The following is a 25,384-nucleotide window of genomic DNA, read 5'->3' on the forward strand; positions in this document are numbered from 1 at the left end:
GCGCCTTTTGCTTGCGTCAGCAATCAGTCGATACCTCGGAGGGCAGTCAGTACTCGAACGATATGCCATCGGGCAAGAAGCGCTCGGTCACGAGCGTACGCCACAGTGACTGGTGCGATGAATGCGATGCGATGATTGTTCGCAATCGTCATGCCTGTCCTTGCTGTGCTGAGCCCATGGCCTCCGCCGCTCTGAGCATGTCACCCTGCGCGCGTTGTCTTCTCGTGCCGCCTGCGTTTCAGCACACCTTTGCACCGCTGCGTTATGAAGGGCTAGTGGCAGGGTTGTTTCAGCGCTACAAGGACCAACATCAGCGTCGTGCAGGTAGATTGCTGGGGTTGCTGATGCAGCGTGAACTGACACCATTATGTGAAGCATGGCTGTCACTGCATCCAGAAGCCGTCGTGATTCTGGTGCCAGCAGATGAGAGGCGGCAGAAATTACGCGGACACGATCCACTGTCTGGGTTGTACAAGTTGCTCGAGAAGACGGTGCGCAAGCATCCCCAGAAGGTGGCAAGGCTGAGAGATGATGCCTCCTCTCATGACGACCAGCGTCTGCGCGGGCGACGCGGACGTCTAAAAGCGCAGCGAGGGCGTTATGACATCATCGGCTCCTTACCCGCCAGCGTCATGCTGATTGATGATGTGATGACCAGTGGTGCGACGCTCGATAGCTTGGCATTGGCATGTCGCCAGGCTGGTGCTCGTGAGGTAGTGGCCTGTGTGCTGGCTCGCACGCCGCTATCGACAGCTGTTGCGACGCTTGAGGGTTAACCTTTGTTCTTGCGTCACACTCGTCTTGGTGATCAATCAGGGAGAAGACTGGCGGTGAGAGGGTCTAATCTCATAGCATGCAGGGTCCGGCAGCCGTTTGCTGGTCCATGCCCGAGGAATTGCCATGCCTATTGATCCTGTTCCACCTGCTGCCTCGCAATCTTCCGGCACCTCGAGTGATATTGATGCGCTGTCCAATGGTAATACCTGGCCGACATCAACGGCTCAGGATGGCCAAGTGGACAAACGCTTCCACCCTTTTGATGCACTGGCGCCTGATCGTGTTGTTGCCGCTGTCGAGTCACTAGGATTCTGGTTGCCTGGTGAGCCTTTTGCGCTCAACAGCTACGAGAATCGTGTCTACCATCTAGCCGATGACGATCGTCGACGCTGGGTGGCCAAGTTCTATCGTCCGGAGCGCTGGAGTCGTGCACAGATTCTCGAGGAGCATGCCTTTCTGGCTGAGCTTGAGGATGCTGGTGTTCCGGGGGCGCCCGCCTGGGCGAATGCGAATGGTGAGACCCTTCACCAATACGAAGGATTTGATTTTGCGTTATTTCCCCACGTCGTGGGACGTGCACCAGAACTAGAATCAGCGGAACACCTTTTTCATCTGGGTGAGCTGATCGGTCGTGTGCATGCCATTGGGCGCAAGAGCCAGTTTAAGGAGCGCGAGACGCTATCTCCTGCGCGCATCCTCGATGAGAGTCGCGACAGCGTGCTGGCATCTGACTGGCTGAGTGAGCGCCAGCGTGATAGTTACACTCGGGTGATCGAAGCATTACGACCGCTGGTCGCCGAGCAGAGCTGGCCAGAGAATGCCCTGATCCGCACGCACGGTGACTGTCATATCGGCAATATGCTCGGGCGCGATGAACACTTCGCGCTGGTGGATTTCGATGATTGCCTGAGCGCTCCTGCGGTACAGGATCTCTGGATGCTGCTGACGGGAGACAGTGACCCTGAGTTGCACATGCAGCTCTCGGAAGTGTTGGAAGGTTATGAGCAGCACTGTGATTTCGATCGCGGCCAGCTCAAATGGATAGAAGTGCTGCGTACTCTACGCATGGTGCGCCATAGCGCCTGGGTCGTGCGGCGCTGGGAAGATCCTGCCTTCCCGCTAGCCTTCTCACATGTCGCGAGCCTGGGATACTGGGATGATCATATCCGCAGTCTTGAGCAGCAGCGCGTCGCGCTGGATACACCGCGCTGGCTTGCCTGACAGAAATGATGCTCTGATCGATAGACGCGCTTGAACAGCATGTCGGCGCGAAACATCACCCTCATCGGTCTTCGGTGGGGGTGATGTCGTTATCGAGGAAGGATATCGTGGGGAATGTTTATGAGTGCTGAGCAGGCTAGGCGGTGAATCGCTGAGCTGGAGCGTGATCAGGCCTGCGCTGATGGCATCCCTGAGGTAGAATCTGCCCCTGACATTGAACACATAGTTGTACGAGGTTTGTTTGATCATGATCTGTTGTATAACTTATGTGCTTTACCCCTGCTATGCGCGCGCTCACGTGCGCCCCTGACCGATATCATAGGCAGACGGATGACCGAAGAGATTGCCAACCACTACCGCCAGATCATCACTGCACTCGGTGAGGATCCGCAGCGTGAAGGCTTGCTGGATACCCCGAAGCGGGCTGCCAAGGCCATGCAGTTCCTGACGCACGGCTATCATCAGTCGCTGGAGGAGATCGTCAACGGCGCCGTCTTTACCTCCGATACCGACGAGATGGTACTGGTCAAGGATATCGAGCTGTATTCGATGTGCGAACACCATCTGCTGCCTTTCATTGGCAAGTGTCACATCGCCTATCTGCCTGCGGGCAAGGTGCTGGGGCTATCCAAGTTTGCACGCATCGTCGACATGTACTCGCGTCGTATGCAAATTCAGGAAAACCTGACCAAACAGATTGCCGAAGCGGTCCAGCAGGTGACCGGTGCGCGTGGTGTAGCGGTTGTCGTCGAGGCGCGTCATATGTGCATGATGATGCGCGGCGTCGAAAAGCAGAATTCCAGCATGAAGACGTCGGTCATGCTAGGCGCCTTCCGTGACAATCAGCCGACCCGGCAGGAATTTTTGACGCTGATTAGCTGATGTGAATACCACGACGCCGCCGCTTCCGGCGGCGTTATCGATTGAGGGCGCCACCTCATGAGAATGATATCTCCTTGAGGACGCCCTCCCTGATCGGAGTACCAGCCGATGCCGATGCATGCCCTGCATGATGAACATCTCGATCACGATCTCGCCACCATCCGGATCAAGAATCTGCGTCTGCGTACCTATATCGGTATCAACGAAGATGAGATCCAGAATCGTCAGGACGTCGTGATCAATGTCGTGATCCGCTATCGCGCTGCACGTGCGGTGCAGTTCAATCACATCAGCGAAGCGCTCAACTACCGCACCATCACCAAGCAACTGATCGCCCATGTCGAGGATGGCCGCTTTGCGCTACTCGAACGCATGACGCGTGAAGTGCTCGATATCGTGATGAGGCATGAGCAGGTGATGACGGCACAGGTCGAAATCGACAAACCGCATGCGCTGCGCTTCTCTGATTCAGTCTCCATTACGCTGTCCGACAGCCGTGAAGATCACACCTGACGAGAGTCTGGTGTCTCCGGCTTGATGCTCTGTCAGATAGAGTCTGTCGAATATCGCTCGAATATCAGGAGTCGTGACGTGCTAGGTGAAATCAAGACCTTCGATGATGATCGCCAGGAAGGCATTATCGTGGATGAGAAGGGCGCAGAGCATATCTTTGATCTGGTCGGCTGGCGCGGACGCGGCTTGCCTGGCAGTGGGCTGGCAGTCGATTTCGAAGTGCGTAATGGGCGTGCCGTACAAGTATTCAATGCACGAGTGAAGCAACAGAAGGCACGCAAGAAGATGCCTGCTGAACCGTCCTCCCTCTCGGATTCTCCTACGTCCTCTACTTCTCGTATTGGTTCGCCATGGTTGGCGAAAAGCCTGATCGCTCTGTTGCTGATAACACTGCTGGGGTTGTGGTTGTTGAGTAACGCCCCCACCCACTAGGCTAGTCTTATCGGTAGCCTTTGAACGTATCGGTAGTGTCTGACGTCCTTGAGCATTCTTGGTGCCTAGATGGAATCCAAGTGGCATTTAAGGAATCAGGAGCTTGATGCTACCGATATCTCGGCTTGACCTGCATGCATGTCTCGGGAGTCCACTATGGAACATCTTAACGATACCAGTCTGTTTCGCCCCTTTGCCTATATTGACGGTGGCTGGGTAGCCGCTGATTCTGGCGAGCAGGTAGAGGTCAATAATCCCGCCACTGGCGAGATCATTGGTCGTGTGCCGCGTTTGGGCTATGCCGAGACTGAGCGTGCCATCGAGGCTGCCCAGCGCTCCTTTTCTGATTGGAAAGATACGCCTGCCCTCGAGCGCGCTGACATCCTGATGAAGTGGTATGCGCTGATGCTTGAGCACAAGGATGATCTTGCGCGCATCATGACGCTGGAGCAGGGCAAGCCGCTGGCCGAAGCCGCTGGTGAGATTCAGTATGCTGCCAGCTTCTTGCGCTGGTTTGCCGAGGAAGGTCAGCGTATCTACGGTGATACTATTCCGGCCGCCAAGCGTGATCAGCGCATTATCGTACTCAAGCAGCCTGTTGGCGTCGTCGCTGCCATCACGCCATGGAATTTCCCGTGCTCGATGATCACTCGCAAGGCGGGTGCCGCACTGGCAGCGGGTTGCCCCATTGTCGTCAAGCCGGCCAGCCAGACCCCGTTCTCCGCACTGGCGCTGGCGGTATTGGCTGAGCGCGCTGGTGTGCCGCGCGGTGTGTTCAATGTCGTGCCGGGTTCGGCAAAAGACATTGCCGCTGCCATGACGGATTCCAGCATCGTGCGCAAGGTGACCTTCACCGGCTCCACCGAAGTGGGTCGCGGCTTGATGGCCAATGCTTCCCAGCACATTCAGAAGATTTCGCTGGAACTGGGTGGCAATGCTCCCTTCCTGGTATTCGAGGACGCTGATCTCGATGCTGCAGTTGAAGGCGCGATGGCCGCCAAGTTCAGAAACGCCGGTCAGACTTGTGTGTGTACCAACCGTTTCCTCGTTCAGTCCAGCGTCGTGAATGCTTTCAGCGAGAAGCTGGCGGCCGCGATGAATGCTGAATTGACGATTGGTAACGGACTTGATGAAGGCGTCAAGGTCGGCCCGCTGATCGACAATGATGCTGTCGAGAAGGTCACCGAGCACGTGCGTGATGCCCTTGATAAGGGCGCTGAGTTGCTGCTGGGTGGACACCCGCATCCGTTGGGGGGGAGCTACTTCACGCCGACGCTGATCACTCAGGTGACGCCAGAGATGAAGGTCGCGCGTGAAGAGACCTTTGGTCCGCTGGCGGCCATTTTCCCCTTCGAAAGTGAGGAAGAGGCTATTGAGATGGCCAATGACACCGAGTTTGGCCTCGCCAGCTACTTCTACAGTAGTGATCTCAAGCGTGTGTGGCGTGTCTCGGAAGGTCTCGACTATGGCATGGTCGGTATCAATACCGGTCTTATCTCGAATGCTGCGGCACCCTTTGGTGGCACCAAGGCATCGGGGCTGGGTCGAGAGGGCTCCAAATACGGTCTCGAAGAGTATATGGAAACCAAGTATCTGTGCCTGTCTTTGACCTGATGAATCTGGTCTGTATTTTGTGATCACTGCTGAATTGATGCATCACATCAGTAAGGCAGAATCGCAAACGAAGCGCCCGCTCGAGGAGAATCGAGCGGGCGCTTTCACTTTAATGGGTTCTCGTTGCTTTAGAGGACTTGGCAATCAGTTGTGCTCTAACGCGTGGTATCCCTATGGCTGAGGCAAAAGCTCAGCACTTTTACTGGTCAGTGACGGTAATCTCTTGATGAGCTTGTCGGCATTCACTTACTTGTGAATGTTCTTAAGTAAACTACAGTGAATAAGCGGGACCTGTGGTGATAGTCTTCACGGATTGAAGACAGGGCGAGTAGCGTGGCGGACGCGGCTCGCCCTTTTTGTTGGCTGTCTTTTGTGCCCTGTCGCCTGTCGCCGTGCTCAGCCAAGAGGAGAGAGCCCCATCCCTGCCACCAGTCCTTCCAGTGCATGACGACCGGCAATCGAGTTGCCATAGCCGTCCAGGCGCGGCGACCACACGCAGATGCTCATCTGCCCCGGTAGAATCGCGATGATCCCGCCGCCGACGCCGCTCTTGCCCGGCAGGCCCACCCGCCAGGCGAAGTCGCCCGCTGCGTCATATAGCCCGCAGGTCAGCAGCAGTGCGTTGATCTGACGTGTCTCCAGCGTCGTGACCACTTGCTTGCCATCCAGTGGATTGACGCCACGGTTGGCGAGGAAGGCGAAGCTACGTGCCAACTCCACACAGTCCATCTCCACCGAGCAACTGTGAAAATAAGTATCCAGCACATCATCCACATCAGCATGGACATTGCCGTAGGCCTGCATCAGATAGGCCAGTGAGGCATTGCGTGCCTTGTGGTCCATCTCCGAGCGAGCGACCTTCTCGTCAAAGCCGATGTCATCACTGCCGGAAAGCCGTCTGAGCTGCTCACGCAGAGTGTTCTGGATCGAGACGATGCGTGACACCAGCAGGTCGGTGATCACCAGCGCACCTGCATTGATGAAGGGATTGCGCGGTATACCGTTCTCCACCTCCAGCTGCATGATCGAATTGAAGGCCTGACCGGAAGGCTCACGGCCCACGCGTGTCCAGATTTCATCGGATTCAAGGCGCTGCATCGCCAGTACCAGCGCATGCACCTTGGAGATGGACTGTATCGAGAAGCGTGTCCGAGCGTTACCTGCGTACTGGACGCTACCGTCTACATGGCACACAGCGATACCAAATTGATCCGGATCTACCTTTGCCAGCGCCGGAATGTAGTCGGCCACCTTGCCTTCATTGAAACAGCGAGCGGCATCTTCGGTCAGGCGTTCAAGCAGTGTCTGGAGGGTAGCGGAGTCAATATGCGGCGTCATGGCGACCTTGCAGGAACAAAAGGAGAAAAGAAGAAAAAAAGTTAAAGCTGCTAGTCAGCACCGATTAACCGACTGGCAGTGCATTCTAGCGGATCTGTGCTCGACTGGCGCGCGTGGATCAGAGCAGGCGTCGGGAAGGGCGATAGCCAAGGCTTATCGATAACGTAGGGTAAAGTGATTTCATAATGCAGATGAGACTCACTATCATTAATTTCATCGAAGCAGCACCACTCAGTACCACGCTGCTTCCCACGTATTCATTTTGTATTTCCTTGCAGAATATTGATGGCCCGGAGGGCTGCCGACATGACCAAGACACTGACCTTTGCCAGCATGCACTTCACCATCGCTTTCGGCGTGACCTACCTGCTGACTGGCGATATCGTGGTCGGAGGACTGGTCGCTATCGTCGAACCGGCCGTCAATACCGTGGCCTTCTTCTTCCACGAAAAGGTCTGGAATCGTGTCGCCGCACGTCGCGAGCAGCTCGGCAGTGAAGGCGTAATGGCAGGCTAAGTGCGCTTGCGCAATAGCCGGTAGGCACCGCAGAATCATGGGTCCTGTCTGCCGGAGTTCTTCATGTCACTGTTTATTGCTTCACCTGCGCGTTTGATGCTCGCCTACCGCCTGCCACGATCGTTATTGATCGGTGGCCTGGCGTTGGCTACCAGCCTTGTAGTCGGCGTGGCGCAAGGTGCGGATGGAAATCCCGAAGCGACGACGCGAGATTATCATTACAGCGATGCTCACCTACATTTCGTCGATTTCTTCCAGCATGGCGATGGTCTGGGGGATTTATTGGATGCAATGGACACGGCACACGTCGATCATGCACTGATCACCGGGATTGGCGTCGCCAAGAAGTGGCAGCAAGATGCCCCCAAGAAGCCGCGCTACTACATGGGCGATGATGCGCCGGTGTACTGGTATTCTGGCACTGATTACATCCTTGCCGAAGCGCTGACCCGTGCGCCCAAACCGGTGCAGGCACGCTTCTCGCCCTTCATCACTGGCTTCAATCCCACTGACCTGAACGCGGCTGACGAAATTCGTCAGTTGATGGCGATCTATCCCGGTTTCTGGAAGGGCATTGGTGAAGTCTTCACGCGTCATGATGATCTGACGCGCTTGACCGATGGCGAGACGCCGCGCGCCAATCATCCAGCCTTGATGAAGGTCTACGCATTGGCAGCCGAAAAAGGCCTGCCGGTATTGGTGCATTCCAATATCACCAGTAAGCGCGAAGGGCATGAGCCGCTATACCTCAATGAATTCGAGAGCGCGGTGCGTGATAACCCCAAAACCACCTTTATCTGGGCGCACGCCGGCACCAGTGCCGAGTTGACGCGACGGCTGGGGCGTATCGAATGGCTGTACGACGAAGTGGAACGCATGCTGGAGACGTACCCGAATCTGAACATCGATCTATCGTGGTCAGTGCTAGAGCCTTACCTGCTGGATGATAATGGCCAGCCGCGTTCGCGCTGGGTGAAGCTGGTTGAACGCTTCCCCGAGCGTTTCGTGCTGGGCAGTGATGTGGTGGGGCGCTTCGGCTCAGTGGGCGATATCCTGTCAAGCTATACGCCATTCCTCGATGCACTGTCACCGGCTACGGCACGCAATGTGGCGCGTGACAACTTCCTGCGCTGGGTCAACGTCCCGCTCGATTGAGCAGTAGTGCCTTCATGAGTAAGAAAAAGCCCCCGTCAGCGAGTCGCTGACGGGGGCTTTTGATTGAGCGCGGGATGCCATGTGCTAGACACTGCGTTCAGTCATGTCACTACTGTCCATCAATGATGCGTGTTCAATGACGCGTCCTTAATGACGCGTCCTTAATGACGCGCCCTTAATGACGCGCCCTTAATGACGGAAGTGACGCATGCCGGTGAAGACCATGGCGATGCCGGCTTCGTTGGCCGCGTCGATGACTTCCTGGTCACGCATGGACCCACCCGGCTGGATGACGGCTGTGATGCCTGCTGCTGCAGCGGCATCGATACCATCGCGGAACGGGAAGAACGCATCGGACGCCATCACTGAACCCGGCACGACAAGTCCTTCATCAGCGGCCTTGATGCCGGCGATCTTGGCGGAATAGACACGGCTCATCTGGCCCGCGCCCACGCCAATGGTCTGGCCATCCTTGATGTAGACGATGGCATTGGACTTGACGAACTTGGCGACTTTCCAAGCGAAGGTCAGGTCGTTGAGTTCCTGCTCGCTCGGGGCGCGCTCGGTGACGACCTTGAGTTCATCACGGCCGACCATGCCATGATCGCGGTCCTGCACCAGCAGGCCGCCCGTCACACGCTTGAAGTCATGGCCGCCGGCACGTTCGATTTCCCACGCATCAGCGACGTTCAGCAGGCGCACATTGGCCTTGGTCGCGACGATGGCAGCCGCTTCTTCGCTGATGCCCGGCGCGATGATCACCTCGACGAACTGACGCGAGACAATGGCCTGTGCAGTTTCGGCATCCAACGGTACGTTGAAGGCGATGATGCCACCGAAGGCGCTGGTCGGGTCGGTCTGGAAGGCGCGCTCGTAAGCGGCCAGTGCCGACTCGCCGATGGCGACGCCACACGGGTTGGCGTGCTTGACGATGACACAGGCCGTCTCATCAAATGCCTTGACGCATTCGAAGGCGGCATCGGTGTCAGCGACGTTGTTGTAGGACAGTGCCTTGCCCTGTACCTGCACGGCAGTCGCGACGCTGGCTTCACGCGCATCATCCTCGACGTAGAAAGCCGCCTGCTGATGCGGGTTCTCGCCGTAACGCATGTCCTGCTTCTTGGTCAGGCTGACGTTGTATTGACGCGGCAGCCCTTCGCTGCCCCCTTCGACACGCTGGCCCAGCCAGTTGGCGATGGCACCATCGTAGGCAGCGGTATGCTCGAAGGCGGCCACGGCCAGATCAAAGCGCGCGGCGTCGCTGACGGCGTTGTCGTTGGCATCCATCTCGGCGATTACGCGGTCATAATCGGCTGCGTTGACCACGATGGTGGTATGCGCGTGGTTCTTGGCGCAGGAACGCACCATGGTCGGACCGCCGATATCGATATTCTCGATGGCATCTTCAAGCGAACAGTCCGGATTGGCCACGGTGGCGGCGAACGGGTACAGATTGACGATGACCATATCGATGGGATCGATGCCATGCTCGGCCATCACTGCATCGTCCTGACCGCGTCGGCCAAGAATGCCACCGTGAATCTTCGGATGCAGCGTCTTGACCCGGCCATCCATCATTTCCGGGAAGCCGGTATGCTCGGACACTTCGGTGACATTGAGACCGTTGTCCTTGAGCAGGCGGAAAGTACCGCCGGTGGACAGAAGGGCGACACCGCGGGCATCGAGGGCACGGGCGAATTCGACAATGCCTGTCTTGTCGGAAACACTCAGGAGGGCGCGACGGATGGCTTGGGGCTTGGCTTGCATGATGCTCCACTCGTGGATCAACAAAAAGACGCCGGGGCACCTGTGAAGGTGCCCGGCGGGATTAGATCAGATCAAACTGCTTGAGCTTCTTGCGCAGTGTGCCTCGATTGAGGCCCAGCATGTCGGCGGCGCGGGTCTGGTTGCCCTGAGCGTGGGCCATCACCGCTTCCAGTAGTGGCGCCTCGACCTCGGCCATCACCATGGCATGCAGGTCGGTAACCTGTTCGCCATCCAGGTGGGCAAAGTAGCGCGCCATGGAATGCTCGACGGCCTCGCGCAGGGTCTGATGGTGCCGTACAGGCGTCATCAGGGTGGCCTGGCTTTCGTCGTCCGGTGAGAGGGGGTGCCTGCTGGTCATGCTGCGTGACTTCCTTGCGTCTCGGTGCGGGCGATGCCTTCCGGCTCGCCGAACAGGCGGGTCAGGAACTGGCGCTGATCATCTGGCTCCTCGAGAGGGTTGAAGTGGCGTTTGAGCTCACTGCCATCCTCGCGTGTCGCCAGATACCAGCCCACATGTTTGCGCGCGATGCGCACGCCCATGTAGTCACCGTAGAATTCGTACAGAGCCTCGAGGTGGGTGCGCATCACGTGAGCACGCTCCGCATCACTCGGGCCACAGGCTACCTGGCCAGTGGCCAGATAGTGATTGATCTCGCGGAAAATCCAGGGATTTCCTTGTGCGGCGCGACCGATCATCACGCGTCCGCCCCCGTATAGTCAAGCACATGACGGGCTTTCTCGCCGCTGTCGATATCGCCATTGGCGAAGATGGGAATCGATACCGCGGCCTTTACAGCAGCAATGGTGTCGTATTCGGCTTCGCCGGTATATTTCTGCTGACGAGTACGACCGTGGATGGAAAGCGCCTGAATGCCGGCGCTTTCGGCCATGCGCGCGATGATCAGCGCGTTGCGTGTGTCGTCACACCAGCCGGTGCGCATCTTCAGCGTCACGGGGATGTCGACGGCACGAACTACCGCGTCGAGAATTTCACCGACCAGCCGCTCATCACGCATCAACGCGGAACCGGCGGCCTTGTTGCAGACCTTCTTGGCCGGACACCCCATGTTGATATCGATGATCTCAGCGCCCATTTCGGCGTTGAGAGCGGCCGCCTCGGCCAGCATCTCGGCATCGCCTCCGGCGATTTGTACCGCGCGCGGACCGGGCTCACCGGCATGGTTCATGCGCGTACGTGACTTGACCGTATTCCACAGGCGCTTGTCGCTCGTGACCATCTCGGACACCACCAACCCAGCGCCCAGTTCACGGCAGCGCTGCCGGAATGGACGATCGGTGACACCCGCCATCGGGGCAAGAATCACGCGATTGGGAAGCTGATGCATACCGATGCAGGGCAGGTCGGTATGAAGAGAAGTCTCTGTCATGGTGCTCGTGTCTGATGGGCATGAGGGCTAGCGCGGGGGCGTCATGATACCTAGAGCGCCGCGGGGTTTGAAGGCCTATTTCATCCTGATGCATTCCCCGCAGCGATTGAGGGCTGGCTAATCAGGTCATTTGCGGGCGCTGACCGTTGAGGCGCACCCAGCCGTCACGTTCTACCGGCTCATCCATGATCAGGCCTGCCTCGCGGTAGGCTTCCAGCACGCCGGCCGCTTGCGGTGCCAGAATGCCGGACAGTGCCAGCAGGCCACCCGGTGCGATGTTGGCCACGATCTGTGGAGCCAGTTCGACCAGCGGGCCGGCCAGAATGTTGGCGACCACGATCTGGTAGTCAGTGTCTGGCAGGCGGTCCGGGTAGCAGAGCGTCAACTGATCACTGACAGCATTGCGCAAGGCATTGTCACGTGAGGCCTGCAGTGCCTGAGGGTCAATATCAGTACCAAGTGCCTGTACCGCACCGAGTTTGAGTGCTGCGATGGCCAGAATGCCGGAGCCGCAGCCGAAATCGAGCACGCTGTGTCGGGCGAGCTTACCGTCAACGGCCAGGCCGTCGAGCCATTCCAGGCACAATGCCGTGGTCGGATGAGTACCGGTGCCAAAGGCAAGGCCCGGATCCAGCATCAGATTGACGGCGTCCTGCTCGGGCGCCTCGTGCCAGCTGGGCACGATCCACAGTCGCTGGCCCATGCGCAGTGGCTCGAAGCCGTCCATCCACTCGCGCGTCCAGTCACGGTCTTCAAGGATTTCGACCTCTATTTCGGGGCAGGGCTCGCCGGGGATCAATGCCGCCCAGCCAGCGCGTACTCGTTCACGCATGGCTTCGATGCCTTCAGTACCGTCCCATAAGCCAGTAAGGACGGTTTCACTCCACAGTGGCGTACTGCCGAGGTCAGGCTCGAACAACGGCTGGTCTTCGGCGTCCTGCAGGGTGATGGCGCAAGCGCCTTCCTCAAGCAGCAGATGCTCGAGAATTTCAGCATGATCCGGAACGATACGGGACTTGAGTTGCAGCCAGGACATGGTGACTCCTGTAGAAAACGGTATGAGAAGAGGGGGATAGAGACGACAGAAGGGCGGCCGAGGCCACCCTTCTGTTACGTCTGCCTGCAGATGCGTATCCACTACGCACCTGCAGGCATTAGCCAGGCATGGATTACAGGCCCAGCTTCTTCTCCAGATAATGGATGTTGACGCCACCTTTCTGGAAGGCGCTGTCACGCACCAAGTCCTTGTGCAGATCAGTGTTGGTCTTGATGCCTTCCACCAGCAGTTCATCGAGAGCAATACGCATACGCGTCAATGCGATCTCGCGGCTTTCGCCCCAGGTGATCAGCTTGCCGATCAGAGAGTCATAATGCGGCGGAACGGTATAGCCAGAGTACAGATGCGAGTCCATGCGTACGCCCAAGCCGCCCGGCGCATGATAGAGCTCGACCTTGCCCGGAGACGGCATGAAGGTGCGCGAGTCCTCGGCATTGATGCGGCACTCGAAGGAGTGACCACGTAGCTTGATATCTTCTTGGCGCACGGACAGCGGCAGACCAGAAGCGATGCGTAGCTGTTCCTTGACGATATCGATACCGGTGACCATCTCGGTGACCGGATGCTCCACCTGAACACGCGTGTTCATTTCGATAAAGTAGAAACCACCATCTTCGTACAGGAACTCGAAGGTGCCGGCGCCACGATAGTTGATTTCAATGCAGGCATCGGTACAGGACTTGAGCACCTTGGCGCGGGCTTCTTCGTCGAGCAGCGGAGCCGGTGCTTCCTCCAGTACCTTCTGGTGACGGCGCTGCAGAGAGCAATCACGGTCATACAGATGGACAGCATGACCTTGGCCATCGGCCAGTACCTGAACTTCGACGTGGCGCGGGTTCTGGAGGAACTTCTCCATGTACACCGTGCCATCGCCAAAGGCAGCGGCTGCTTCACCGATGGTGATGCTGACAGAGGACAGCAGGCTGGCCTTGGAGTGTACGACGCGCATGCCGCGACCACCGCCGCCAGCCGCGGCCTTGATGATCACCGGATAACCGATGCGCTCAGCGATGGCATAAAGTTCATCTTCATCTTCTGACAGCGGACCGTCAGAGCCCGGTACGGTAGGTACACCCGCGAGCTTCATAGCCTCAATGGCAGCAACCTTGTCACCCATCATGCGTATGGTTTCAGGGCGCGGGCCAATGAAGGCGAAGCCGGAGCGTTCCACCTGTTCGGCGAAGTTGGCATTTTCTGACAGGAAGCCGTAGCCCGGGTGAATGGCGTCGGCATCCGTCACCTCGGCTGCTGCGATCAGCGCCGGGATGTGCAGATAGGATTTGGCAGAGGAGGCAGGGCCGATGCATACGGCTTCATCTGCCAGGCGAACGTGCATCAGGTCGCGGTCGGCCTTGGAGTGCACCGCTACCGTCTTGATGCCCAATTCCTTGCAGGCGCGAAGGATGCGAAGGGCGATCTCACCGCGGTTGGCAATCAGTACCTTGTCGAGCATGGTGACGTGTCCGTTGGGATCAGGAAATGACGATCATGGGCTGGTCGAATTCGACAGGTTCGCCGTCTTCGATAAGAATCGCTTCAACAACGCCATCCTTGTCGGCTTCGATCTGGTTCATCATCTTCATGGCTTCGACGATGCAAACGGTGTCGCCTTTCTTGACGCTTTGGCCGACTTCAATGAAGGACTTGGAGCCCGGTGCCGGAGAGCGATAGAAGGAGCCGACCATCGGTGAGTTGATGGTATGGCCCTGCGGCGCAGCCGGTGCTGCCGGAGTCTCGATGTCCCCGGTAGCCGGAGCGGCCTGCTGTTGCTGCATCGGCTGCTGCATCATCATCGGGGCCTGCATCATCGGCTGCTGGGCAAAGCCCTGCGGATGGCGGCTGATACGGACGGATTCTTCGCCTTCCTGGATCTCGATTTCGCTGATGTTCGACTCTTCGAGCAACTCGATCAGCTTCTTGACCTTGCGGATATCCATGAAATTAATCCCGATATAAAAGTGGCTGGAAAAAGTAAGTGAAGTCGTACTGCATTCGTTTTTGCAAAGGCTGCGGGCGACAGCCCTGATGGCTGTCCCGGCCGTGAAACTGACCGGTGAATCTGTCTGTCAGGCCGAAAGGAGGCCTGATGGCGATGTGTTAGCCGCTGGCTAGATCATTCAGGGCTGCTTCAAGCGCCATGTCATAACTATGAGCTCCAAAGCCCATGATGACGCCACGTGCCACATCGGAAAAATACGAATGATGGCGGAACGCCTCGCGAGCATGAGTATTGGAAAGGTGCAGCTCAATAAAAGGGAGTGCGACACCCAGCAGGGCATCGCGCAGCGCTACGCTGGTATGGGTAAAGGCCGCCGGATTGATCAGGATAATGGCGGTACCGTCCTCGCGGGCAGCATGGACTCGCTCGACAAGTACATGCTCGGCATTGGACTGCAACCAGTCCAGCTGATGGCCTGCTTCGCTGGCACGCAGACTGAGACGCACTCGGATATCGTCCAAAGTGGTCGTGCCATACACCTCAGGTTCACGGGTGCCCAGCAGATTCAGATTGGGGCCGTTGAGTACCAGGATGTGTGCCATGAAAGTCCCTTCTGTCAGCAGATACCGAGTCGTAAGCTCGTTGAGCTGTTAACCCTAGAGGAAAGTGCAAAGATACCGTCACTATCCGCGACGTTTACCTATTGAGCCTAGGCTGTTGCCGCAGTGACGCGGATTCTGCCGAAATTCTCGAACGCTGTCCAGTTTGGCACCGAACCTGATTTTTTGCCGCTTTCCGTTCATCTGTTGAGGCACGGATGAAGTATCTGTGCATGCAACAAGAGCTTGGCCCGCCACCGTACGCACGGTGGCGGGCGGCAATCGCAGATGAAGTGTGAAGCGAATCACTTGCTACGCTGCTGACGGAGGACTTTATCCAGATGCAGGCCTAGCTGTTCGGTATTCACTTCACCTTGAATACGGGCTTCACGCAGTTCCTGGTTATCGGCAAAGAACAGCAGACTCGGTGGACCGAAAAGACCGAAGGACTTGAGCAGAGCCTGGGTCTCTTCACCAGTGCCGGTAACATCGGCGCGGATCAAGTGAAACTGACGCAGCTGACTGGCAACCTTGGGGAAGACTTCGCGCTCCATGACCTTGCAGGAGATGCACCAATCAGCATAGTAGTCGACAAAGACCGGCTGGCCGCGGTTAGCGGCCAGTGACAGCTCGCGACTGAGTGCATCCATGTCGGTCACGGTAGTGAAATCAAGTGCCTCGCTTTGCGTGTTATCGCCGGATGACGTACCGCCGGTGAACGGAAGCAGCGGGCGGAGTGGGTCTGTCGCGCCACCGGCTACGCCGAGCAGACTAATCATTCCCCAGCCCAGTGCGATCAGTCCGATTGCCTGGCGGGCGCGGCTCCAGCCCTGCGTGGTGCTCGAGAGCGCTCCGAGTGCTACTCCAGTGCCAATCGCGAGTGCCGCCCAGCCGAGCAGGGTCAGCGATGCCGGCAGCAGTCGCTCTATCAACCATAACGCGACACCCAGCAGGAGCAGACCGAAGGCCTGCTTGATGCCATTCATCCAGCTGCCAGCCTTGGGTAGCAGGCTGGCACCAAAAGTACCGACCAGTATCAGTGGGATGCCCATGCCAAGCCCGAGCGCGAACAGGGCCAGTCCACCTTTGAGCGCATCACCACTGGCTGAAAGGTAGACCAGTGCACCCGCAAGAGGTGCCGAGACGCATGGTGAAACCACCAGTACTGACAATGCCCCCGCGAGGGCCAGTCCACCAGGGCCTGCGCTCATCAGGCGTGACTGCAAGCCATCGAGACGTGAGTGCAGGCTGCCGGGCAGGCGTAGGTTGAAGGCGCCGAACATGGCGAGAGCAAAGACGACGAACAGTGCCGCGAAGGGAATCAGTACTGCCGGTGCCTGTAGATGGGCTTGCAGGTTGAGACCCGCGCCAAACAGTCCCATCAGCGTGCCAGCGGCGGCGTAGGTCAGCGCCATGCCGAGTGCGTAGCTTGAGGACAGTAGCAGGGCTCGCGGACGGCTGGGGCGCTGGCCGACGATGATCGAGCTGAGAATCGGAATCATCGGCAATACACAGGGCGTGAAGGTCAGTCCAAGTCCTGCAAGGAAGAACAGTCCCAATGCCGTAAGAAGGCTTGCATCGATAAACAATGCGCTGAAACCTGCATCAGTACCGGTCGCCGTCGTCGGTGACGCAGTTTGGCTCTTGGCCTTGTCGCTATCTACGCCGGACTTGCCATCAGGTATGTTGGCAGTGGAAGTCGGCACCAGATCAGCAAACTGGGCCGGTGCGCTTTGCTCTCCTGCTTCGAGTGTCACGGTTTCCGGTGGATAGCAGAGCCCTGCATCGGCACAGCCCTGGAAGGTCAGCGATAGAGATACCGGGCCATTGGCAGGTCGCTCTTCGCGCAGTCCTTTAGGGGAGCCCTTGAGAGGAATGCGAATGACCAATGGGTCATGAAAGACTCGTACTTCGCCCATATACGGGTCTTGCTTGAATTCTCCCGACGGAATGTCTGCCTTGCCTAGCGCTATATCGACATCGCTGCTGGAGAAAGAAAACTGGTGTCGGTACAGATAGTAGCCATCTGCACTCGTGAAGCCGACATAGAGATTGCTGCCTTCTCGCCAGGCGCGTGGAGTGAAGGCTTCTCCGACCGGCAGGAATTCGCTGTTGCTGTTACCGCTGCCAAAAAGCCCGGTAGATGACGATGTACCGGAAGAAGAGGAGCCATTGCCGAACAAACCCGCATGGACGGGTGTCGATGTGCTCAGTACGGCGAAGGTCAGCAGCAGGGCGACAACAGTCGCCGCGAGTCGGCGCAGTAATGATGGACTGAGCGGAGCGCAGCTTTCTAAAAACGGACGAAGCACAAAAGCATCCTTTTACAGTGCCGGAGGCCGCTGCGGTGGTCTATCGTGGGATAGTGTCAGCAGCGAGAGAGCGTCAGCGGCGAATAGCGCCTATTGAAAGATAGCGTCAGCGCGAGTGATGCCGACCATGATCACCGAAGGTGACTTGCACGCAGATGAATATGCCTTTATGTCAACGTCATCATCTTCGTGTATCTGGTCTACCTCGCTGAGTGCGACTGGTACACGCAGGGACGCATGATAGGATAGGACGTACGTCATGAGTACCGGCGATAGATGCATCACGGATACCGACATCTGCTTCAGGTCTTATCGCACGTCTTTTTACTCGTATTTACACAAGGCCTTGCTACAAGGCTTTCTACAAGGAAAAACGCATGGCCCTATTCGGTAAAGGCAGCAAGAGCAGCGCAGGTCGCGACGTGCTGGAAACGCCTCAGTATGGCTGGATCTGGAAACCCTTGGTCGGCCTGTTCATCATTTACCTGCTGGTATGCGTCGGTCTTGGCATTTATTGGAGCACTGAACCGGACGAGTTCAATGTTGATCAAGCCACCCGCACTGAATTGGCGCGTGTGCATGGTCTTGCCGTACCTGAAGCCAGTGTTGATGGTGAATCCGTTGCACCTGCCTTCGAAACTCTGCCGACGGGTACCGCAACGGTCGCCACGTTGATGAAGCTCAATGACACTCTGCTGCACAAGCCGGGTGGTTATCTGAAGAACGACATTGCACCGCCCGGGTTATGGCTCGATAACATGCCCAACTGGGAATATGGCGTGCTGGTACAGATACGCGACATGACGCGCGAGATGCGCAAGGAATTCAGTCGCTCTCAGTCCCAGTCCAGCGATGACAAGGCGCTTGGCAAGGCTGAATCACTGCTGTTCATCGATGCCAATGCCTGGATGTTGCCGAAAGCTGAGAGCGAGTACGCCGATGCCAATCGCCAGCTGGGGGATTACCTCAAGCGTCTGAGCGATGATACCCAGAACAACGGCCAGTTCTATGCGCGTGCCGATAATCTGGTGGCATGGCTGTCTGATGTCGAGAATCGTCTTGGCTCGCTATCGCAGCGTCTCTCTGCCAGCGTTGGCAAGTCCCAGCTCAATCTGAGCCTGGCCGGTGACAAGAATGCTACGTCGGCCAAGAACACGGAAACGGAAGAAGAGATCAAGACGCCGTGGCTCGAGATCGATGATGTCTTCTATCAGGCACGTGGTACCTCCTGGGCACTGATTCATCTGCTCAAAGCAGTGCGTCATGACTTCCATGGTGTATTGGAAGACAAGAATGCGCTGACCTCGATTGATCAGATTATCCGCGAGCTGGAGTCTACTCAGACGGACATCGGTAGCCCGGTCATTCTCAATGGTTCCGGCTTCGGCTTCTTTGCCAACCACTCGTTGGTCATGGCCAACTACGTCGCGCGTGCCAACTCTGCCATCAGCGACCTGCGTAGCCTGCTTGAGAATGGCTGATCGCCAAGCGTCGCTAGCGGTGAGTCAGGTTGAGCGGCTGTGATGTAGCCTAGGTAGAACCAAAAAAGCCCCCGTCAATGACGGGGGCTTTTTACGACTAGTCGGTCACCTGTTGGCAGATGACGATAGTCACCGGAAGGATTTAGTCCTTCAGGTAGGCAGCAGCAGCTTTCACGATTGCGGCACGGGCAGCATCAGCGCCGGCCCAGGAATCGATCTTGACCCACTTGCCTTTCTCGAGATCCTTGTAGTTCTCGAAGAAGTGCGCAATTTGCTGACGCAGCAATTCCGGTAGGTCAGTGACTTCCTGCACGTCGTCATACAAGGAGGTCAACTTCTGGTGCGGCACACAGACTAGCTTGGCGTCTTCACCAGCTTCATCGCTCATGTTGAGAATGCCGACCGGACGCGCGCGAATGACGCTGCCGGGAGTGACCGGATACGGGGTCACAACCAGTGCATCGAGGGCATCGCCATCGTCAGCCAGAGTATTCGGGATGTAACCGTAGTTGGCCGGGTAGAACATCGGGGTGGCCATGAAACGATCCACCATGAGTGCATCGATGTCCTTGTCGATCTCATACTTGATCGGCGCGTGATTAGCCGGAATCTCGATCGCTACGTAGACGTCGTTCGGCAATTCCTTGCCAGCGGGGATCTTGTCGAAACTCATTGTCGAGTCCTTGGGTTTGCGGGTTGAAGGCCTGCGGGGCAAAATTCCGCTGAATTATACGAACTGACAGACCGTTTTGCCATTATGCCATGCCCTGTCAGCTGCTGTTGCACCATCGAGTGATAGCGTTACGTGAGCAAGCAGGTAACACTTGGCCGCATCTAGCGCCATCAGGCGCACTCAGACCGTCCAGTCAGTGATGTTGGCGTGTTACGTTCATGAATAAATAGCACCGAGCCAGCGAAATCGTGACAGCAGAATCGAGACAGCGGCATCTAGTGTGTAGCAACAGTTAAGGAGACCGCCTTGGCGGATGCAGAGCTTTCACTCAGTTATGGGCAGGCCTTCGTAGCGCCGGATCGCAAGCGTCATCGTAGCTCGATGTCTCTGGAGATTCCGGTTGAGCGAGGTCAGTTGGCGGCCAAAGGAGGGTGTGCGCTGATCGCGGACACCACCAGCAAGAATGCGATTGCCAAGCAGGCGGGTGATCTTACCGTGCGCGGCTTCTTGGCCGACTACTTTGCGACGCCCGATAATTGGAGCGTCAAATATTCTGCCACGCGAGTGCTACGCGCGCTAAATAGCTGGTGCTATAGCCAGAGTCGCTTCGTGCGCGGCGGTAGCTACGTCACCTCGATATCGGCGGTGATCTTCCGCGGCCAGTCAGCGCACTTGTTCCATGCCGGCGATACGGTGGTATTTCGCCTGCGCGGCGGTGAGTTCGAGCAGATCTCGCGTGATCATGTCACTGATCTCGGCGGCTATCGTTATCCGTCGCGCGCGCTGGGCATGGATGTCAATCTCGATATCGATTACATCGAGCTGCCCCTCAAACAGGGCGACATCTTTCTGCTGACCACGCAGGCCGTGCGTGGCACGTTGCTGCCGTCAGATTTCGTTTCATTGATTCGTGCCGACGTGTCTGATCTAGATGCGGCCAGTGAGCGTCTGGCGCATGCCGCTGCTGAGCGTGCCGATGAGCGCGGCTACACCGCTGATCAATTCTGCTTCCAACTGGTGCGTATTGATCGACTGGCGAGTGCCGTCGACGATACCCCCGGGCGTGTCTATGGCGATTTACCGGTGCCACGTGAGTTAGAGCCGGGTGACCGCATCGATGGATTGGAAGTGCTTGAAGTGATGTCACGCAGCGCGCGAGTACGTGTCTACAAGGTGCGTGACATCAAGAGCCGGCGCGTGATGGTGATGAAGGCGCCAAGCCCGGAATTGTCGCTCAAAAATGCCTATCTGGAGCACTTCCTGCTTCAGCAGTGGGTGGTAGATCGGGTCAACTCGCCCTTTGTGGTCAAGGTGATGGAGCCGTCACGCCCGCGTGACCACCTCTACTATCTGCTCGAGCATCTGGAAGCGCGTACCTTGACCGACTGGGCACGCCAGCATCCTCAGGCCAACCTTGAGCAGCGTCTCGATATTGCGCGTCAGTTGGGAAAGGCGGTGCATGCGCTTCATCGTCGTGAGGTCATGCATCAGCTGATCCATCCGGATAATGTGATGATTGACCGTCATGGCAAGGTAGTGCTGGTGGATTTCGGTGCCTGCCATCTGCGTGAAGGCGATGGACACGAGAGTGCAGGGCCGCTGGCACGCCAGGTTGGGCTGACCAAGCACAGTGCGCCGGAGTATGCGTTAGGCGCTGAGGTAAGCCGACGCAGTGATCAATATGGGCTGGCATCGGTGATTTACTGGCTGTTGACGGGTATGCAGCCGTACTCCCAGTCGCTTGAGCAATTACGCACCCAGACTGACCTCGAACTACTGGAGTATCAATCGGCGCGCATGCGTAATGCAGAAGTGCCACAGATGTTGGATGAGGCCCTCAAGCGTGCATTGGACCCACAGCGTACGCTGCGCTTCCGGCGCCTGTCGGAGTTGCTCTACGCTCTACGCCTGCCGCAGCAAGACCCCGGCAAGGCGCTGACGCCATCAGAGGCCATGCGCGAGCCGGCCAATTTCTGGCAGGGCGTTGCGGGCATCCTGTTGTTGTTGCTAGTGCTGTCGTGGTTGCTCAAATAGTCGTCTATTGCTGATGACGCATGCTTCTTTCAGGAAACACCAACGCGAAAAAGCCCCGCACAGTTTCCTGTGCGGGGCTTTTGCTTGACGATGAACCGATCGATCAGATCGAGAACGGCGTCAGTTTCTTCTCGACCTTGGCTAGCGTGAGCTTGGCGACCGCCGGTAGTCCGTTGACGAAGGGCGGGAAATCTTCGCCCTGAATCAGCGGCGACAGGTACTGACGGCAGGCTTCAGTGATGTAGAAGCCATCGTCGCTGATGTAGTTCAGCGGCATGAACTTCTCATGGTTGGCGATCTGCTCCAGCGGGGCTTCGATGATGTCCCACGCGTAGTCGTTACCCTCGCCGAGACGACGAATCGCCGGCATCACGGCATTCTTGCCCGCTAGCGCCATTTCCACGGCCGCGCGGCCAGTGGCGTAGGCTTGCTCGACATCGGTCTTGGAGGCGATATGGCGGGCGGCACGCTGCAGATAATCTGCGACGGCCCAGTGATACTTGTAACCCAGATCCTGCTTGACCATACCGGCTAGCGTCGGTGCAACGCCGCCCAGCTGGCGGTGACCGAAGGCATCAGTGTTGCCAGCATCCGCCAGGAAAGTGCCGTCTTCGTAGCGCGCACCTTCCGACACCACGACCACGCAGTAGCCGTACAGATTGACGCACTCATCGACGCGTGCCATGAACTGCTTACGATGGAAGGCGACTTCCGGGAAGATGACGATGTGCGGTGGCTGGGTCGCATCTTCGCCCGCCAGTGCGCCAGCAGCAGCAATCCAGCCTGCGTGACGTCCCATGACTTCCAGGATGAATACCTTGGTGGAGGTGGCGCACATGGACGCGATATCGAGACCCGCTTCACGGGTGGAGGTGGCAATGTACTTGGCCACGCTACCGAAGCCCGGCGAGTTATCGGTGATCGGCAAGTCATTGTCCACGGTCTTGGGTACGTGGATGGCCTGGATCGGGTAACCCATTGTTTCCGCTAGCTGTGACACCTTCAGACAGGTGTCAGCGCTGTCGCCGCCACCGTTGTAGAAGAAGTAACGGATATCGTGGGCCTTGAACACCTCGATCAGACGCTCGTACTGGGTACGGTGATCTTCGATGCTCTTGAGCTTGTAGCGGCAGGAACCGAAGGCACCACCGGGTGTATGACGCAGAGCCGCGATGTTTTCGTCGCTTTCCTGGCTGACGTCAATCAGGTCTTCGGTCAGGGCACCGATAATGCCGTTGTGACCGGCGTAGAGCTTGCCGATTTTGTCACCGTTTTCACGGGCGGCTTCGATCACGCCACAGGCGCTGGCGTTGATGACTGCGGTAACGCCGCCAGACTGGGCGTAGAAGGCATTGTGCTGGGCCATGGGCTTCTCGTCTCTGCTTCCTTGTCGTGGGCTTGAGCGGGCTGACGCCTGCCGCGGCATCATATCCGAAACCCCTCGTTCCTGCACGACGCGGGAGCGCCACGACACTGTCGTTTTCTCCCGACAGTCCGCGCGCTACTCGCGGCCTGGCGGGCATGCTAGGCTGCTCGGGCTTCCGGATTGGAGAAACAGATGCACCTTCACGTCATCGGTATTTGCGGTACCTTCATGGGCTCGCTGGCACTCCTTGCCCGCGCTCGTGGCCATCGTGTGACCGGCAGCGATGCCAACGTCTATCCGCCCATGAGTACTCAGCTGGCTGAGGCCGGTATTACTCTGATGGAGGGGTATACGGCGGACAATCTTGCCCCCGCGCCTGATCTCGTGGTGGTGGGCAACGCTGTGTCCCGCGGCAACCCAGAGATTGAGGCGCTGCTTGAGCGTGGTCTGGCCTATACCTCAGGCCCGCAGTGGTTGTGTGATGAGGTGCTGACGGGGCGACCAGTGATCGCGATCGCGGGCACTCATGGCAAGACCACCACTGCCACCATGACCGCCTGGATTCTGGAATGTGCCGGCCTCACTCCCGGCTACCTGATCGGCGGTGTGCCGCCGCAGCTGGGCGATTCGGCACGTATCGGCGATCCGACAGCACCTTTCGTGGTCGAGGCTGACGAGTACGACACGGCCTTCTTCGATAAGCGTTCCAAGTTTGTGCACTATCGTCCGCGTATTGCCGTGCTCAATAATCTGGAATTTGATCACGCTGATATCTTTCCAGACCTCGCGGCCATCGAGCGTCAGTTCCACCATCTGGTGCGTACCGTGCCGGCAGGTGGCAAGCTGGTTGTCGCAGCAGATGCAGTTGCGGGCGCCGAGGCGCTGGAGCGTGTGTTGGATCAAGGCTGCTGGACCCCGGTCACACGCTTCAGCGATGAGAGCGGTATCGAGAATGTGGGTGGCGATTGGCGCTATCGCCTGATCAGTGCTGATGGCAGCCACTTCGCTCTGGCAGCACCGGCCCAGGTGGCAGGTGAGCAGGACCGTTTCGTCGAGTGCCAGTGGTCAATGCGCGGCCGTCATAACGTGGCCAATGCCTGTGCCGCTGTCGCAGCGGCAGTCGAGTGTGGGGTGAGTGTCGAGACGGCGCTTGAAGCACTGTCGCGTTTTGCGCCGCCCAAGCGCCGCCAAGAGCTGCGCGGTGAAGTGGCAGGCGTCAAGATTATCGATGATTTCGCCCATCACCCGACGGCGATTGCGACCACGCTTGAGGCTTGGCGCCGGGCGTAGCGGCCGAAGGGCAGGGCGGGCGTCTGTGGGCGGTGATTGAGCCGCGCTCCAATACCATGAAGCTCGGTACGATGAAGGCACGCTTGCCGTCCTCGGTGACATCTGCTGACCGCGTCAGCTGGTTTGCGCCGCCAACACTGGGTTGGTCGTTGGATGCCACCGTCGCTGAATGCCGTGCGTTGGGGGTCGATACCGAGGTCGAGAGTGATCTTGAAGCGCTCATCCTTCGTATTGCCAGTGAGGCACGTGCCGGCGATTGGGTGGTGGTAATGTCCAATGGCGGTTTCGGGGGTATTCATGAGCGGTTGTTGAGTGCATTGGCAGCGCGGGAAGGTGAGGAATGATGGATAACGTTCAACAGACAGCTGAGGTGGGGCGTGCATTCAAATCAGCCGTGACCGTGGCGCTGACCGGTGCCTCTGGTGCCCAGTACGGGCTGCGCCTGATCGAATGTCTGGTCGCGGCGGGTCACGAAGTGATGGTAATGGTCTCCAAGGCTGCCCACATGGTGATTGCTACCGAAACGGATGAAGAACTACCAGCACGTCCAGTGCGGCTTGCCGAGGTGCTGAGCGAGCGTTATGGCGCCAAATCTGGCCAGATTCGCTGTTTCGGACGCGAAGACTGGATGGCCCCCGTGGCCTCCGGTTCTGGTGCGCCAAGTGCGATGGTGGTGTGTCCGTGCTCCACCGGTTCACTGTCCTCGATTGCCTGTGGTGCTAGCAATAACCTGATCGAGCGCGCGGCGGATGTCGCGCTCAAGGAGCGACGCACACTGATTCTGGTGCCGCGCGAAACGCCTTTTTCGGCAATTCACCTCGAGCACATGCTGGCGCTGACACGCATGGGCGCGGTGATTTTGCCTGCCGCACCAGGCTTCTATCATCGTCCGCAATCCATTGATGACATGATCGACTTCATCGTCGCGCGCATTCTCAACCAGCTAGGGATAGCGCACACGCTGATGCCGCGTTGGGGTGAGGGTCACATCGGTCGCGATTGAGCCATGGATCGCACGCGTTGGTAGTCA

21 protein-coding genes and 2 pseudogenes are annotated in these 25,384 nt (G+C 58.0%); 12 read left to right on the forward strand and 11 right to left on the reverse strand.

Going from position 1 to position 25,384, the window contains the following annotated elements; all coding sequences use genetic code 11:
• The first annotated feature begins 176 nt into the window (after positions 1-176).
• From BF12_RS0101770 to BF12_RS0101795, 6 genes are all read left to right on the forward strand, one after another.
• Positions 177-776 (forward strand): ComF family protein, encoded by a 600-nt coding sequence (locus tag BF12_RS0101770; RefSeq protein ID WP_156941109.1) that lies wholly within the window; start codon positions 177-179, stop codon positions 774-776.
• Positions 777-1,014: 238 nt separating this feature from the next.
• Positions 1,015-1,998 carry a serine/threonine protein kinase gene (locus tag BF12_RS0101775; RefSeq protein WP_024950768.1) on the forward strand — a complete coding sequence of 328 codons (984 nt, stop codon included), beginning with the start codon at positions 1,015-1,017 and terminating at the stop codon, positions 1,996-1,998.
• A 330-nt stretch (positions 1,999-2,328) separates the two neighbouring features.
• Entirely contained in the window at positions 2,329-2,880 is a 552-nt protein-coding gene (gene folE / locus BF12_RS0101780; RefSeq protein WP_024950769.1) for a GTP cyclohydrolase I FolE, read from the forward strand.
• Positions 2,881-2,988: 108 nt separating this feature from the next.
• The gene (gene folX, locus BF12_RS0101785) at positions 2,989-3,393 is read left to right on the forward strand and encodes a dihydroneopterin triphosphate 2'-epimerase (RefSeq protein ID WP_024950770.1); all 405 of its coding nucleotides are present in this window, start codon (positions 2,989-2,991) and stop codon (positions 3,391-3,393) included.
• A 78-nt stretch (positions 3,394-3,471) separates the two neighbouring features.
• The gene (locus BF12_RS0101790; RefSeq protein WP_024950771.1) at positions 3,472-3,825 is read left to right on the forward strand and encodes a hypothetical protein; all 354 of its coding nucleotides are present in this window, start codon (positions 3,472-3,474) and stop codon (positions 3,823-3,825) included.
• Positions 3,826-3,981: 156 nt separating this feature from the next.
• Positions 3,982-5,439: an NAD-dependent succinate-semialdehyde dehydrogenase gene (locus tag BF12_RS0101795; RefSeq protein WP_024950772.1), complete on the forward strand. Its 1,458-nt coding sequence runs from the start codon at positions 3,982-3,984 to the stop codon at positions 5,437-5,439.
• A gap of 396 nt (positions 5,440-5,835) precedes the next feature.
• On the opposite strand, the gene glsB is transcribed toward BF12_RS0101795, so the two are convergent.
• Entirely contained in the window at positions 5,836-6,777 is a 942-nt protein-coding gene (gene glsB, locus BF12_RS0101800) for a glutaminase B (RefSeq protein WP_035158591.1), read from the reverse strand.
• A gap of 306 nt (positions 6,778-7,083) precedes the next feature.
• Between glsB and BF12_RS0101805 the strand changes: the two genes are divergently transcribed.
• Entirely contained in the window at positions 7,084-7,293 is a 210-nt protein-coding gene (locus tag BF12_RS0101805) for a DUF2061 domain-containing protein (protein WP_024950774.1), read from the forward strand.
• A 63-nt stretch (positions 7,294-7,356) separates the two neighbouring features.
• Positions 7,357-8,448: an amidohydrolase family protein gene (locus tag BF12_RS0101810; protein ID WP_248623588.1), complete on the forward strand. Its 1,092-nt coding sequence runs from the start codon at positions 7,357-7,359 to the stop codon at positions 8,446-8,448.
• A gap of 189 nt (positions 8,449-8,637) precedes the next feature.
• Here BF12_RS0101810 and purH read toward each other — a convergent pair whose 3' ends face one another.
• The 8 genes and pseudogenes from purH to dsbD form a co-directional block, all read right to left on the reverse strand.
• On the reverse strand, positions 8,638-10,215 hold the full coding sequence (gene purH, locus BF12_RS0101815; protein WP_035158593.1) for a bifunctional phosphoribosylaminoimidazolecarboxamide formyltransferase/IMP cyclohydrolase: 1,578 nt from the start codon (positions 10,213-10,215) through the stop codon (positions 8,638-8,640).
• A 61-nt stretch (positions 10,216-10,276) separates the two neighbouring features.
• Positions 10,277-10,573: a DNA-binding transcriptional regulator Fis gene (gene fis / locus BF12_RS0101820; RefSeq protein ID WP_024950777.1), complete on the reverse strand. Its 297-nt coding sequence runs from the start codon at positions 10,571-10,573 to the stop codon at positions 10,277-10,279.
• Positions 10,570-11,603 (reverse strand): annotated as a pseudogene (dusB, locus tag BF12_RS18230) (tRNA dihydrouridine synthase DusB). Before dusB ends, fis begins: the two are co-directional and overlap by 4 nt.
• A gap of 121 nt (positions 11,604-11,724) precedes the next feature.
• A complete protein-coding gene (prmA, locus tag BF12_RS0101830) occupies positions 11,725-12,639 on the reverse strand; it encodes a 50S ribosomal protein L11 methyltransferase (RefSeq protein ID WP_024950778.1) in 915 nt (304 codons plus the stop codon).
• A gap of 133 nt (positions 12,640-12,772) precedes the next feature.
• Complete coding sequence (gene accC / locus BF12_RS0101835) at positions 12,773-14,113, reverse strand: acetyl-CoA carboxylase biotin carboxylase subunit (protein WP_024950779.1); 1,341 nt, start codon at positions 14,111-14,113, stop codon at positions 12,773-12,775.
• Positions 14,114-14,132: 19 nt separating this feature from the next.
• Positions 14,133-14,597, reverse strand: a complete 465-nt coding sequence (gene accB, locus BF12_RS0101840; protein ID WP_024950780.1) for an acetyl-CoA carboxylase biotin carboxyl carrier protein — start codon at positions 14,595-14,597, stop codon at positions 14,133-14,135.
• A 160-nt stretch (positions 14,598-14,757) separates the two neighbouring features.
• On the reverse strand, positions 14,758-15,201 hold the full coding sequence (gene aroQ / locus BF12_RS0101845) for a type II 3-dehydroquinate dehydratase (protein WP_024950781.1): 444 nt from the start codon (positions 15,199-15,201) through the stop codon (positions 14,758-14,760).
• A 302-nt stretch (positions 15,202-15,503) separates the two neighbouring features.
• Positions 15,504-17,510, reverse strand: coding sequence for a protein-disulfide reductase DsbD (gene dsbD / locus BF12_RS0101850; protein WP_024950782.1), 2,007 nt, complete (start codon positions 17,508-17,510; stop codon positions 15,504-15,506).
• 377 nt (positions 17,511-17,887) lie between these two features.
• Here dsbD and BF12_RS0101860 point away from each other — a divergent pair, with 377 nt between their 5' ends.
• Entirely contained in the window at positions 17,888-18,991 is a 1,104-nt protein-coding gene (locus BF12_RS0101860) for a DUF2333 family protein (protein ID WP_024950784.1), read from the forward strand.
• A gap of 142 nt (positions 18,992-19,133) precedes the next feature.
• Here the strand turns inward: BF12_RS0101860 and ppa are convergent, their stop codons facing one another.
• On the reverse strand, positions 19,134-19,664 hold the full coding sequence (gene ppa / locus BF12_RS0101865; protein WP_024950785.1) for an inorganic diphosphatase: 531 nt from the start codon (positions 19,662-19,664) through the stop codon (positions 19,134-19,136).
• A gap of 306 nt (positions 19,665-19,970) precedes the next feature.
• Between ppa and BF12_RS0101870 the strand changes: the two genes are divergently transcribed.
• Positions 19,971-21,698: a bifunctional protein-serine/threonine kinase/phosphatase gene (locus BF12_RS0101870; protein WP_024950786.1), complete on the forward strand. Its 1,728-nt coding sequence runs from the start codon at positions 19,971-19,973 to the stop codon at positions 21,696-21,698.
• Positions 21,699-21,801: 103 nt separating this feature from the next.
• Here BF12_RS0101870 and BF12_RS0101875 read toward each other — a convergent pair whose 3' ends face one another.
• Positions 21,802-23,064, reverse strand: coding sequence for a 6-phosphofructokinase (locus tag BF12_RS0101875; RefSeq protein WP_024950787.1), 1,263 nt, complete (start codon positions 23,062-23,064; stop codon positions 21,802-21,804).
• 192 nt (positions 23,065-23,256) lie between these two features.
• Between BF12_RS0101875 and mpl the strand changes: the two are divergent.
• Positions 23,257-24,698 (forward strand): annotated as a pseudogene (gene mpl / locus BF12_RS18235) (UDP-N-acetylmuramate:L-alanyl-gamma-D-glutamyl-meso-diaminopimelate ligase).
• Positions 24,695-25,357 carry a flavin prenyltransferase UbiX gene (locus BF12_RS0101885; RefSeq protein ID WP_282705475.1) on the forward strand — a complete coding sequence of 221 codons (663 nt, stop codon included), beginning with the start codon at positions 24,695-24,697 and terminating at the stop codon, positions 25,355-25,357. The pseudogene mpl and the gene BF12_RS0101885 overlap by 4 nt, the downstream one beginning before the upstream one ends.
• The last annotated feature ends 27 nt before the right edge of the window (positions 25,358-25,384 follow it).

It is taken from the genome of Cobetia crustatorum (assembly GCF_000591415.1).
GTDB lineage: Bacteria > Pseudomonadota > Gammaproteobacteria > Pseudomonadales > Halomonadaceae > Cobetia > Cobetia crustatorum.

Coding starts and splice junctions, on each gene's coding strand:
- folX (WP_024950770.1), top strand. CDS start 2,989: ATGCCGATGCATGCCCTGCATGATGAACATCTCGATCACGATCTCGCC.
- BF12_RS0101795 (WP_024950772.1), top strand. CDS start 3,982: ATGGAACATCTTAACGATACCAGTCTGTTTCGCCCCTTTGCCTATATT.
- prmA (WP_024950778.1), bottom strand. CDS start 12,639: ATGTCCTGGCTGCAACTCAAGTCCCGTATCGTTCCGGATCATGCTGAA.
- BF12_RS0101860 (WP_024950784.1), top strand. CDS start 17,888: ATGGCCCTATTCGGTAAAGGCAGCAAGAGCAGCGCAGGTCGCGACGTG.
- accC (WP_024950779.1), bottom strand. CDS start 14,113: ATGCTCGACAAGGTACTGATTGCCAACCGCGGTGAGATCGCCCTTCGC.
- BF12_RS0101805 (WP_024950774.1), top strand. CDS start 7,084: ATGACCAAGACACTGACCTTTGCCAGCATGCACTTCACCATCGCTTTC.
- ppa (WP_024950785.1), bottom strand. CDS start 19,664: ATGAGTTTCGACAAGATCCCCGCTGGCAAGGAATTGCCGAACGACGTC.
- purH (WP_035158593.1), bottom strand. CDS start 10,215: ATGCAAGCCAAGCCCCAAGCCATCCGTCGCGCCCTCCTGAGTGTTTCC.
- BF12_RS0101770 (WP_156941109.1), top strand. CDS start 177: ATGGCCTCCGCCGCTCTGAGCATGTCACCCTGCGCGCGTTGTCTTCTC.
- BF12_RS0101810 (WP_248623588.1), top strand. CDS start 7,357: ATGTCACTGTTTATTGCTTCACCTGCGCGTTTGATGCTCGCCTACCGC.
- BF12_RS0101875 (WP_024950787.1), bottom strand. CDS start 23,064: ATGGCCCAGCACAATGCCTTCTACGCCCAGTCTGGCGGCGTTACCGCA.
- fis (WP_024950777.1), bottom strand. CDS start 10,573: ATGACCAGCAGGCACCCCCTCTCACCGGACGACGAAAGCCAGGCCACC.
- accB (WP_024950780.1), bottom strand. CDS start 14,597: ATGGATATCCGCAAGGTCAAGAAGCTGATCGAGTTGCTCGAAGAGTCG.
- BF12_RS0101885 (WP_282705475.1), top strand. CDS start 24,695: ATGATGGATAACGTTCAACAGACAGCTGAGGTGGGGCGTGCATTCAAA.
- glsB (WP_035158591.1), bottom strand. CDS start 6,777: ATGACGCCGCATATTGACTCCGCTACCCTCCAGACACTGCTTGAACGC.
- folE (WP_024950769.1), top strand. CDS start 2,329: ATGACCGAAGAGATTGCCAACCACTACCGCCAGATCATCACTGCACTC.
- aroQ (WP_024950781.1), bottom strand. CDS start 15,201: ATGGCACACATCCTGGTACTCAACGGCCCCAATCTGAATCTGCTGGGC.